The organism is Amycolatopsis sp. NPDC043887 (genome assembly GCF_056435665.1).
In genome coordinates this window covers 803,652-814,784 of sequence record NZ_JBWKEB010000001.1, presented here as the reverse complement: position 1 = coordinate 814,784, position 11,133 = coordinate 803,652, and the positions used below count along the sequence as shown (strand labels likewise).

General features: G+C 69.0%; 10 protein-coding genes, 1 tRNA gene and 1 pseudogene. 6 read left to right on the top strand and 6 right to left on the bottom strand.

Annotated features, from left to right (window positions below):
• Positions 1–278 precede the first annotated feature (278 nt).
• Together AC069H_RS04040 and AC069H_RS04035 are read right to left on the bottom strand one after the other, a co-directional pair.
• Positions 279–1,370: a winged helix DNA-binding domain-containing protein gene (locus AC069H_RS04040; RefSeq protein ID WP_478231285.1), complete on the bottom strand. Its 1,092-nt coding sequence runs from the start codon at positions 1,368–1,370 to the stop codon at positions 279–281.
• A gap of 1 nt (position 1,371) precedes the next feature.
• Positions 1,372–2,535 (bottom strand): epoxide hydrolase family protein, encoded by a 1,164-nt coding sequence (locus AC069H_RS04035; RefSeq protein ID WP_478231284.1) that lies wholly within the window; start codon positions 2,533–2,535, stop codon positions 1,372–1,374.
• A gap of 62 nt (positions 2,536–2,597) precedes the next feature.
• On the opposite strand from AC069H_RS04035, the gene AC069H_RS04030 reads away from it, so the two are divergent.
• Positions 2,598–3,557, top strand: coding sequence for a helix-turn-helix transcriptional regulator (locus AC069H_RS04030; protein ID WP_478231283.1), 960 nt, complete (start codon positions 2,598–2,600; stop codon positions 3,555–3,557).
• A 7-nt stretch (positions 3,558–3,564) separates the two neighbouring features.
• On the opposite strand, the pseudogene AC069H_RS04025 reads toward AC069H_RS04030, so the two are convergent.
• Together AC069H_RS04025 and AC069H_RS04020 are read right to left on the bottom strand one after the other, a co-directional pair.
• Positions 3,565–3,733, bottom strand: a pseudogene (locus AC069H_RS04025) (glyoxalase/bleomycin resistance/dioxygenase family protein); the annotation flags it as partial.
• Between the two features lie 435 nt (positions 3,734–4,168).
• Positions 4,169–4,241 (bottom strand) — tRNA-Lys (locus tag AC069H_RS04020).
• Positions 4,242–4,340: 99 nt separating this feature from the next.
• Between AC069H_RS04020 and AC069H_RS04015 the strand changes: the two genes are divergently transcribed.
• The 3 genes from AC069H_RS04015 to AC069H_RS04005 all read left to right on the top strand — a co-directional run bounded on the left by AC069H_RS04015 (position 4,341) and on the right by AC069H_RS04005 (position 7,348).
• The gene (locus tag AC069H_RS04015) at positions 4,341–4,880 is read left to right on the top strand and encodes a DinB family protein (protein ID WP_478231282.1); all 540 of its coding nucleotides are present in this window, start codon (positions 4,341–4,343) and stop codon (positions 4,878–4,880) included.
• 25 nt (positions 4,881–4,905) lie between these two features.
• On the top strand, positions 4,906–6,279 hold the full coding sequence (locus tag AC069H_RS04010) for a nitrosuccinate lyase (protein ID WP_478231281.1): 1,374 nt from the start codon (positions 4,906–4,908) through the stop codon (positions 6,277–6,279).
• 82 nt (positions 6,280–6,361) lie between these two features.
• Complete coding sequence (locus AC069H_RS04005) at positions 6,362–7,348, top strand: SCO0930 family lipoprotein (protein WP_478231280.1); 987 nt, start codon at positions 6,362–6,364, stop codon at positions 7,346–7,348.
• A 3-nt stretch (positions 7,349–7,351) separates the two neighbouring features.
• Here AC069H_RS04005 and AC069H_RS04000 read toward each other — a convergent pair whose 3' ends face one another.
• Positions 7,352–7,948 carry a DUF4383 domain-containing protein gene (locus AC069H_RS04000; protein WP_478231279.1) on the bottom strand — a complete coding sequence of 199 codons (597 nt, stop codon included), beginning with the start codon at positions 7,946–7,948 and terminating at the stop codon, positions 7,352–7,354.
• A 132-nt stretch (positions 7,949–8,080) separates the two neighbouring features.
• On the opposite strand from AC069H_RS04000, the gene AC069H_RS03995 reads away from it, so the two are divergent.
• The gene (locus tag AC069H_RS03995) at positions 8,081–8,977 is read left to right on the top strand and encodes a serine hydrolase (protein ID WP_478231278.1); all 897 of its coding nucleotides are present in this window, start codon (positions 8,081–8,083) and stop codon (positions 8,975–8,977) included.
• Between the two features lie 45 nt (positions 8,978–9,022).
• Positions 9,023–9,862, top strand: coding sequence for an oxygenase MpaB family protein (locus tag AC069H_RS03990; RefSeq protein WP_478231277.1), 840 nt, complete (start codon positions 9,023–9,025; stop codon positions 9,860–9,862).
• Here the strand turns inward: AC069H_RS03990 and AC069H_RS03985 are convergent, their stop codons facing one another.
• A complete protein-coding gene (locus AC069H_RS03985; protein ID WP_478223644.1) occupies positions 9,863–11,080 on the bottom strand; it encodes an alpha/beta hydrolase in 1,218 nt (405 codons plus the stop codon). It abuts the gene before it with no gap.
• Positions 11,081–11,133 lie beyond the last annotated feature (53 nt).

The window sequence follows — 11,133 nt, the reverse complement described above, 5'->3', positions numbered from 1 at the left end:
AGTCCTCGGTTTCATCACCTCTCATCCCGACAGATTGTTGGCATTTTTCCGACACAAAGTTTTAATAGTTTCCCATCCGCCAACGCACCGTTTGCCAGTAATCGCAGGCGCAGGCGAGTTCCTGTTCTCTCACGTGCCCGCCTGGAGCGCACGACGCCCCTCGACTCCGAACGCGCAGCGACCGGAGCCGCTGCGGCCCGCCGAGGTCAGCCGTCGACGCGCAGAATGTTCGCCAGCATCGCCGCGCGGCGCTTCACACGGGTTCGGTCATCTGTGGGCTATCCGCTGAACCGGACGTCGTGAACGGCGCCGGGAGCGGCGAACTCCAGTAACCGCAGCGCTTCGGCTTCGATGGCCTCTCGGTGGGCGGCGGAGATCGAGCGCAGCGGCACGACGGTGAGCACACCCGTGCGGTCCTTCGTCCAGGTCGCGGCCACTGTGCCGTCGACGAGGACGGTGGCCGCGACCGCCGCGCCCTGGCAGACCTGACGCCGGATCGGCTCGGTCATCACGCGCGTGCGGTCGGCGTGGGCGAGCAGGGTCGCGTCGAACTCCGCGAGGAGCCGGACGGGCGCGGGCAGGTCCAGCGAAGGGATCTCGTGGTCCGGCAGGTCGAACAGCTCGCGTCCCGCTTCGTCGGTGTATGTCCGCAGTTCCGGCCGCAGCTGCTCGAAGACCTCACGCAGTCCGCTCACCCCGGACCAGGTCCGGGCGTCGGCGACGGTGGCCGGCCCGAACGCGGCGAGGTAGCGCCGGATCAGCTCGCGCACGTCGTCGGCGGTGGCGGCTTCGGGTACACCGGGAAAGACGGTGAACGGGGTCGCGCCGCGTTTGCCCCACGTTCCGCTCGGAGCGGGGTGCACCAGTGCGAGCAGGTACTGCACGGTCCAGCCGAGCGCCTGCGCGTCGGCACCCGGCCGGGTTCGCGCGAGCGCCCGCCCCAGCTCGGGCCGGGTGAGGACGCCGCTGCCGTCGAGCAGCTTGACCGCGTCGGCGACCAGTTCGCCGAGGTCGACGCCGGTGGTACGGCCGCCGAAGGCGTTGCGCTGCACCCGCCGCAGCAGCGGCGCCAGCACCGGCCGGACAAGCCGGAAGTCGGCCGCCGACATCAGGTGCTGGGTGGCCCGCATCATCGTGGACCGCACAAGGACACCGCGCTCGATGGCGGCAGTGAGGTCCTGGACGGCGAATCGTTCGAGCCGGTTCCAGAGCGCGAAATACGCGAGATCCGGGTCCTGCGCGTTCAGTCCGACGAGATGCTCGGTCGCCTCGGCCACCCCGAGATCGACACGGCCGAGGAGAAGTTGCCTGCTGAGAAGGGCCCGGTTGAGCGCCCGCGGGCTCAGCACCGCGGTCCCGCGGGCGCCCATCTCAACGCACCTTCCGGAAGAACACGCGGACGTCGTCGACCAGCGCGGCGGGAGCCTCCATGGCGAGGAAGTGCCCGCCGTGGCCGAGTTCGGTCCAGTGCACGACGTGGTGGTCGCGCTCGGCCCAACGACGGACGGTCACGTCGTGCGCGGACACGAGCACACCGGTGGGCACGGTCGGCACGACCGCGGCACCCCAGTCGCCGGATTCGCCACCGCTCCAGTCGTTCGCCGAAATCTCCTCATAGTAGATCTGGGCGGCCGAACCGGCGGTGCCGGTAAACCAGTACAGCGAGATCGTGGCGAGCATTCGGTCGCGATCCACGCATTCCTCGGGCAGCGCGTCTTCGGGCATGGTCAGTTCCTTGAACTTCTCCACGATCCACGCGAGCTGACCGACGGGCGAGTCGTGCAGGCCGTAGGCCACCGTCTGCGGACGCTTGGAGTTGCACTGCAGGTAGCCGTCGTTGAAGTTCTGCATCGATGCCCAGCGGCGCTGGTCGGCCTCGGGGAGGTCGTCCAGTTCGCCCTCGGCGCCGAGCGGGAACGTGATCATCGCGTTGAGGTGCACGCCGAGCACGTGCCCCGGATCCTGCTTGCCGATCTCCGGCGCGATCCACGAACCCGTGTCGTAGCCGTGCACGCCGTACCGCTCGTAGCCGAGCGCGGCCATCAGCCGGGCGAACAGGCCTGCCATCTTCGCGGCGCTCATCCCGGGTCCGGCCAGCGGCGTGGAGAACCCGAACCCCGGTAAGGACGGGATCACCAGGTGGAAGGCGTCGGCCGGGTCTCCCCCGTGCGCTCCCGGGTCCGAAAGCGGCCCGATCACGTCGAGGAAGTCGGTCACTCCGCCTGGCCACCCGTGCAGCAGGACCAGCGGCGTGGCGTCCCGCTCCGGCGAGCGCACGTGGAGGAAGTGCAGGCGCTGACCGTCGATGGTGGTGACGGACTGCGGGTGCGCGTTGAGCGCGGCCTCCTGCGCCCGCCAGTCGAAACCGGTGCGCCAGTACTCGGCCAGTCCGGCGAGGTAACCGGCGGGCACACCCCGGCTCCAGCCGACGTCCGGCAGTTCGCTCGGCCAGCGAGTGGCGGCCAGGCGCGTGGCGAGGTCGTCGAGGTCGGCCTGCGGGATGTCGATCGAGAAAGGGTGGATGTCCTGTGTCATGAGGCCACGCTAGAAACCGGTTAGGACGACTTCGGTCCTAACCGGACGGCAGAATGAAGACCATGCTGGAGACCTCCGCACGGCTGCTGAAGCTCCTTTCGCTGCTGCAGACCCACCGCGACTGGCCGGGTACCGACCTGGCCGAACGCCTCGGCGTCACCACGCGGACCGTGCGACGGGACGTCGAGCGCCTGCGGGAACTCGGCTACCCGGTGCACGCGCTCCAAGGCACGCCCGGCTATCGGCTCGGCGCGGGCGCGTCCCTGCCACCGCTGCTGCTCGACGACGACGAAGCCGTCGCGGTGGCCGTCGGACTGCGCACCGCCACCGGCAGTTCGGTCACCGGCATCGAGGAGACCGCGTTGCGCGCGCTCACCAAGCTGGAGCAGGTGCTGCCGTCGCGGCTTCGGCATCGGGTGAACACGCTCCAGACCGCGACCGTACGCGCCGGGGTGGCGCCCGGTCCGAAGATCTCAGCGGACACGCTGATGACCATCGCGGACGCGTGCCGGCGCCACGAACGCCTGCGCTTCGACTACCTCAGCCCGCGTGGCGGCGCGTCCCGGCGGCACGCCGAGCCCTATCGCCTGGTCAACTTCGGCAGGCACTGGTACCTCGTCGCCTTCGACGTCGACCGCGACGACTGGCGCACCTTCCGCGTCGATCGCCTCACCCCGCGGCCACCCGCCGGCGCCCGGTTCACCCCCCGCGAGCCGCCGTTCGACGACGTCGCGGCCTATCTGGCGCAGCAGCTTTCCGCGCGCACCTGGCCCTGCCAGGCGACGGTCGAACTGCACGAATCCGCCGACGCGGTGGCCGACCGGGTGTGGCCGGGGATGGGCGCCGTCGAGGCCGTCGACGAGCACCGCTGTCTCCTGCACCTCGGCGCTCCGACGACATCCGACCTGGTGTGGATGATCACGTCAGTGCAGACCGATTTCACCTTGGCCAGCGGACCACCGGAACTCGAAGGCGCGCTCCGGCAACAGGCGGAACGGTGCCTGCGCGCGATCGAGGTTTGACCATGCGTCAGGTCAAGGCTGTTCCACCGAGGACGCGGCACAAGGCGGCGTCGACGAGCGGTTCGGCTTTGACGGTGTAGACCTCCCAGGGTTCTTGGCCTGGGCCGTGGGACCCAGACCTTGTCCTGCACGGCATAGCAGCAGATGGTGTTGTCCTCGGTCAGCGGGCCCATTCCCCATGTCGTGCGGCATCCGGAAGCCCACGGCATCGTCGTACTCCGCCTACCGCCTGACTTCGACCCACGGGTCGACGCATTCTCCACCGAAATGGGCCACCGCCCTCTCGTACTGCTCTCTCTCCCCCGCCAAGGACGACCGCGCCCGCAGCCGATTCGACGCCGCACACGAACTCGGCCACCTCGTCATGCACCAAGACGTCGAGCCCGGCTCCAAGATCATCGAAACGCAGTGTTGTAGAGCCCGAACATGCCGGACCGCTCACACGCAGGGCAGAGCATCAACGTGCCGTGGCTCAGCGCAGCTACCTGGGCACGAGCTTCAGCACAGCAGAGCGAACGGAGACGAAACGGAGCCCAATCGTGGTCGGCACGGAGGCAGGCGTGGCCAATAAATGACAACATCCCCGCTGGTCAGCGAGGATGTCGAAAGAGTGGGCCGCCTGGGGCTCGAACCCAGAACCTACGGATTAAAAGTCCGCAGCTCTACCAATTGAGCTAACGGCCCGTGCGGCCGAGTCTAGTAGACCGCCGTCGGCCACCAGGATGCCGGGGCGGTCGCCGGAGCGCCACGGAATTGTCGGGGGTCTCTGCCATGGTCGAGGGCATGGACACGATCCCCGACGAGAACTACGCGGCCAACTGGGAGGGCGACCGTCCGGAGCCTCCGCGCGTGGCGAGCGAGCGCGAGATCCTGACGTCCACCCTCGACTGGCATCGCCGCACCTTCGAACTGAAGTGCCAGGGGCTGACGCCGGAGCAGATGGCTCTGCGGGCGGTGGAGCCGTCGGGCTTGTCGCTGCACGGACTGCTCAGGCACCTCACGGGCACCGAGCGTTGGTGGTTCCGCCTGCAGTTCGCGGGCGAGGACGTCCCGCTGCTCTATTACTCCGACGAGTGGCCTGAGCAGGACTTCGAGGACACCGGCGGCGACGTCGAGGTCGCGTGGGCGGCGTGGCATGAGGAGTGTGCGCGGTCGCGGGAGATCGTGGCGGCCGCGTCGCTCGACGACACGGGAAAGAGCCGCCGTGACGGGGAACCGTTCTCGTTGCGGTGGTTGCTGACGCATCACATCGCCGAGTACGCGCGCCACGCCGGCCACGCTGACCTGCTGCGCGAGCGCATAGACGGGAGGACAGGCCACTGAAACCCTGAAATGCGATGCTGGGGCGATGAACGCCGATCCCGATTCCGGCCTCCTGTCCCCGGTCCGCGCCGGCACGCCCGCCGAGGCGGCGACGGGTGATCTCGCCTGGGTGCGAGCCCTGTTGGACGCGGAGGCGGCGCTCGCCAGGGCGCAGGCCGGCACGGGGCTGATCCCGCGGGCCACCGCCGAGGCGATCACCGAGGCCGCCGCGTCGGTGAAGATCGACGTGGTCGCGTTGGCGAGGGCGGCTCGTGAGACGGCGAACCCGGTCGTGGGGCTGATCAAGGAGCTGACCGAGGCCGCCGGGACGGAGTACGTCCATCGCGGCTCCACCAGCCAGGACATCTTCGACACCGCGATGATGCTGGTCGCCGCGCGGACACGGGCGCTACTGGTCGCGGATCTCGAGGCGACGGCGGACGCGCTGGCGGAACTTGCCCGCGCGCATCGCGACACGATCATGGCCGGGCGCACCCTCACCGCCCACGCGGTCCCCACCACGTTCGGGCTCAAGGCGGCGGGCTGGCGTCAGATGACGCTCGACGCGCTCGACAGGCTGAATCGTGTCGTCCTGCCGGTCTCGCTCGGTGGCGCGGCGGGCACGAGGGCCGCGTACGCCGAGTACGCGCGCCTCGCCGACCTGCCCGACGGCTATCCGCAGCGGCTCCAGACGGCCTTCGCCGAGGAGACCGGTCTCGCCGAGACCACGCTCCCCTGGCACACGCTCCGCACCCCGACGGCCGACCTCGCGGCCGGACTCGCGTTCACGGCCGCCGCGCTCGGGAAGATCGCGGTCGACGTCCAGTTCCTGACGCGCACCGAGGTCGGGGAGGTCACCGAACCGGCGGGCGAGGGCCGTGGCGGCTCCTCGGCGATGCCGCACAAGCGCAATCCGGTGCTCGCGACGCTGATCCGGTCGGCCGCGCTCCAGGTCCCGGTGCTGGCCACCGGCGTCACCCAGGCCCTGGTCTCCGAGGACGAACGATCCGCGGGCGCGTGGCACGCCGAGTGGCAACTGCTGCGCGAATGCCTGCGCCTGACCGGCGGCGCCGCGCACACGGCCGCCGAGCTCGCCCGCGGCCTGGTGGTCAACGACGAACGCATACGCGAGAACCTCGGCCTCACGCACGGCCAGATCGTCTCCGAGCGTCTGTCGACCGTGCTCGCGCCGCTGCTCGGCAAGGCACGGGCCAAGGAAGTCCTGGGACGCGCGTCCAAACTCGCGCTGGAACAGGACAAGGCGCTCGGCGAGGTTCTTTCCGGCCTGCCCGAGATAACCGGAGTCCTCCCCACGGATTCCCTTGCCGACCTGCTGGATCCGGCGAACTACACCGGGTCGGCCGGGGTGCTCACCGACGCCGCCCTGGAGGCACGCGAAGAAAATCCGAAAACTCCTTGAACCGGTCCCGCGCCGGGTCCGTGTAGGGGGTACAAGCTCACCGCGCCAAGCCGCGGAACCCCTACGAACAAGGAGAAATCCCATGCTTCGCAAGCGTTTCGTCGTCGCAGCGGCGTCCGCGGCCGTGGGCCTGGTCGCGCTGTCGGCCTGCTCCGGCGGCACCGAGACGGTGGCGCCGGCCGTCGCTCCCGCCGCCGCGGTGGCCGGGGCGGGAGGGAGCGCCCCCGCGGCCAAGGGTGAGACCAAGGTGGCCGTGGCCGAAGCCGGTGATCTCGGCCAGGTTCTCGTCGACAAGGACGGGTTCACCTTGTACCGCTTCGACAAGGACAGCGCGAAGCCGCCGAAGTCCAATTGCGACGGTGACTGCGCGAAGACCTGGCCGCCGATGCTGGCCGAGGGCGAAGTCCAGCTCGAGGGCGTGGATCAGGCGCTGGTCGGCGAAGTGACCCGCGCCGACGGACGCAAGCAGGTCACCGTCGGTGGCTGGGCGCTTTACCGCTACGCCAAGGACACCAAGGCGGGCGAGGCGAAGGGACAGGGCGTCGGCGGCACTTGGTTCGCCGCGAACGCCAAGGGCGGCAAGGCGGGCCAGGCGGCCAAGGAGACCGAGGCGGCTCCGGCCGAACAAAAGGACGGCACCACGAAGCTGGTCGCGAGCAACGTCGACGGCATCGGACCGGCCATTGTGGACAAGGACGGCTTCACCCTCTACATGTTCACCAAGGACAAGAAGAACAAGCAGCCGACCTGCAACGGTGACTGCGCGAAGACCTGGCCGCCGGTGCTCGCCGAGGGCGACGTCCAGCTCGAAGGCATCGACCAGAAGCTGCTCGGCACGGTGAAGCGCGCGGACGGCACCACGCAGGTCACCGTCGGCGGATGGGCCGTCTACCGCTACGCCAAGGACGCGAACGCCGGTGAGGCGAACGGGCACGGCGTCGGCGGCACCTGGTTCGTCATCGAGCCCGCCGGCTGCAAGAGCACCGCGCCGGTGAAGAACAAGGCCGCGCAGAGCGGGAACGCCGCCCCCAAGAAGGACGACGCTCCCGCCCAGGAGTACGGCTACTGAGACCTAGTGGGCGAGGCCCGGCGGTCGCTCTTCACGAGCGACGGTCGGGCCTTTTTCATGCTTCGGCCGTCGCGAGCCGTCCGGAAGGGGGTCGACGACCGTGGCGCTGTCGGCCCGGTCCGTCACCACGTTCTCCTCTTCGTCCTCCGGTAGCAGCACCTTGTGCCGCGCGGGCAGGAACGCGATCAGCAGCCCGAGAGCGGCGAGGCCGAGGTGCAGCCAGTTGTCCGTCGCGTTGAGGTTGAACGGGTTCCCCGCCTCTGAGACCGGGTTCGTGGATACGGTCCCGGTGATCATGAGGCCCCAGACGAACAGCGCCCCGAAGGCGACGAACGTCAGGAGACCGAAGGCCCGGGACCGGCCCGAGCCGAAGGTCAGCAGCAGACCGATCGCGCCCAGCAGGACGAACCCGAGGTTGTAAAGCGGGTTCACCGAGAATCCGAGCACGGTCGCATCGCTGCGGCCGGCGAAATCGGCGAACCCGGTCCTGGTGAAGCCCACGATTCCGAACACCAGGAAGGCCAGGCTCGACAGCCCGGCGAGAACCTGCGCGGGCTGGACACCCGCGGTCCGGATACGAGCGCGTTGTGCACGTGCCATTGCTCCGCCTCCCAGAGTTGGCGACCTGATTTCAGGCTTGGGCGCCGGATACCCCGGGGTCCTCCCGGGCAAACCGAGGCGTCCGAACGGCCTAGCCGTGAACACGAACGGGTGATGCGGTCAACAATTCGTGTGGGCAAAGCAAGTGGGGTCTTCCTTCTGGTGGGGCTGTGCCTGGGAGCCATCGTCGCGATGGTGCTGCTTCCGCCGCACCGTCCCGGCCCGGCGGCGGTCGCTGCCGCCGCGTCAAGGGACACGGTGATCACCCTCGAAGCGGAACCGGAACCGGTCGAATCCCCGGCTCCGTCCTCGTCGGCTGCGCCAGGGCCACCGCCGAAGTCCGTCGACACCGAGGCACTCCCAGGCCTCGTCCCCGGCGGGCAGGTGAGCGTGGTCGTCTACGACCGCACCGCCAAGAAGACCACGGTCTCCGTCAAAGCGGACCGGCCGTACACCTCGGCTTCCCTGGTGAAGCTCCTCATCGCGCTGGAAGCGCTTCAAGCGGGCACACCGGCGAGCACCGTGCAGCGGATGCTGTCGGCCAGCGACGACGACATCGCCAGCAGGCTGTGGACGGCCTTCGGCGGACCCGCCATCGTCACCCGTTGGGCGGGCAAGATCGGCCTCGGCGGCACGCGTCCTCCCGAGGATCCCGGCCGCTGGGGCGACACCCGGATCACCGCGGCGGACGTCGCGAAGATCTACCGCTATCTGCTGGACCAGGCGGGCGCGGGAACGCGGACGACGATCATGCGGGCGTTGAGCGGTGCGACGGAGAGCGGTTCCGACGGTGTCCGGCAGTACTTCGGCATCCCGGACGCCGTCGGTTCCCTTCGCTGGTCGATCAAGCAGGGCTGGGCGTGCTGCCGCGGCTCGCGGATCCTGCACAGCTCCGGCACCGTCGGCGAAGACGATCGCCACATCGTCGTCGTCCTGACGTCCCAACCGGTGTCGACCACCTACACCGGCGCCGGCAGGCGGGTGACCGAGGTGGTGAAAGCGCTTCGACCAGCTATTGACGACATGTAAACAAGGTGGGACAGTGACCGCACGCCACTCTCTCGGGAGGTCGTCATGAGCACCGAAGCCCGCCTGCCCGCCGTGGCCCCGCTCGGCCCGGATTCCGTCGCCTGGCGAGTGGTCGGCGACCGGAGACTGCTGCTCGGCGCGGGGACGGCGTTGCTGCTGCAGGTCGCGCATCCGGTGGTCGGCGCCGGCGTCCACGACCATTCGAACTACACCGAAGACCCGTGGGGCCGTCTCGACCGGACCATCGATTCCTTGCTGTGCCAGGTTTTCGGCGGCCGGGAAGCGACCGTGGAGGCCGAACGGCTCCGCGAGCTGCACAAGGCGATCAAGGGCGTCGACCATCACGGCGAGCGCTATCACGCGCTGAACCCCGAGGCCTACCGGTGGGTGCACGGATCGACGTTCTGGACGACGGTCCGCATGCAGGAGGTGTTCATACATCCCTTGTCCCACAACGAAAAGCGTCACTTCTACGCGGAATGGCGACGCCTGGGCCTGCTGCTCGGCCTCCGCGAGCACCACATGCCCGAGGACCTGGAAGGATTCGACGCCTATTTCGACGACGTGGTCGCGAACCGGCTCGAGGACAACCACACTGTCCGGGAACTGCTCCACTCGATCACCATGCGGGACACGCCACCGCCGCCGTGGTGGTTCCTGCCGGAGGCCTTGTGGCGTCCCGTCCGGCCGGCGGGCGGGAACGTGCTGACCCTGTGCGCGATCGGCCTGCTCCCCCAGCCCCTGCGTGATCGCTTGAGTCTCAAGTGGACGGACGCGGACGAGCGCCGACTCCGGCGCCTTGGCGCGGTCATGAAGGTGGCCGGGAACCGCGTTCCCGACCGGCTTCGATTGTACCCCAAGGCTTATCGCGCCAAGCGCGGTTAGCTACTCGACGACGTCGACCAGCGCGCCCTTGGCGCCGGTGTTCGGCAGCGGCCACGGCTTGACTCCGCCGCTGCCGACGATCTTCTTGTCCTGCGGCGCGCTCGGCGGCGCGGTGCGCGCGCCGATCCACGCCAGGACGTCCGGGATCTGCGTCTTGAAGGTGTTCATGTTGTGCCCGGCGTCCGGGATCCGCCAAGTGGACAGCGTCGCGGGCGCGCGGACGGCGGACTGGAGCTGGTCGAGCGAGAAACTCTCGAAGCTTTCCTTCTCCCCCGCGATCGCGAGGATGTCGACCGGTGACGGGTGCTTCTGCAGGTTCACCGTGATCGTGTTCGCGTCGACGATGTCCTGCCTGCCCTTGAAGAGGTTCTCCGTCTCGGCGTCCACCGAAGCCTTGTAGTAGCCGCTGACGCTCGCCGCCTGGCCGTACCACTGCGGATGCCTGGTCACCAGGTTCATCGCGCAGTAGCCGCCCGAGGACCAGCCCGCCATCGTCCACGCCTTCCGCTGCGTACTCGCGCCGAGCTTCTCGATCGCCCAGTCGCGGATGTCGGCGGTCAGGTAGGTGTCGTTGGGGGCGCCGTTGACTTCGTCGACGCATTCGGTGTCGTGGCCGACCTTCGGTTTCCCGGTCGGGTCCGGGATGATCACCAGGGTCGGCGGGAGCACGTGCTTCGCGATCGCTTCGTCGAGCCTGCCCGGCATCCCGTACGGGCCGGTGACCACTTCCGGACCGGACGGATAATTCGGGATCCATTCGATGACCGGGAATTTGAGTGACCGGTACGCGGGATCGTAGTACTGGGGCGGAAAATACACCGATACGTCGCGCGTGAGGCCGGTGCGTTTGCCGGTTACCGTCATGTGCACGACGGAACCCTTGCCCTCCTTGGCCCGCATCGCCCCGGCGTCACGCAGTTTGTCGAGGTCCGAGCCGTTCTCGCCGGCGACGGCGTCGACGTTTTCCGCCGAGTACACACCGGTGCCGAACAGGGCGCCGACCGTCGGGAAGAACCCGCCGATCATGTTCCCGCCCATCCCGGTGCTGACCACGATCAGCACCACCGCGACGAGGATCGTGCCGCTGCGGCCGAGCACCTTGCGGCGCCAGCGTTCCCAGAAGAACGGTACGGCGATGATCGCGAGCAGGGTCAGCACCACGACGATGACCAGGTTCAGTGTGGAATCGAGCCGGATGGCACTCAGTCCCAGTCCCATGGCGATCGTGTCCCTCTCCGGCGGCGGCACGCCCCCGCACCGCACTTCCCACA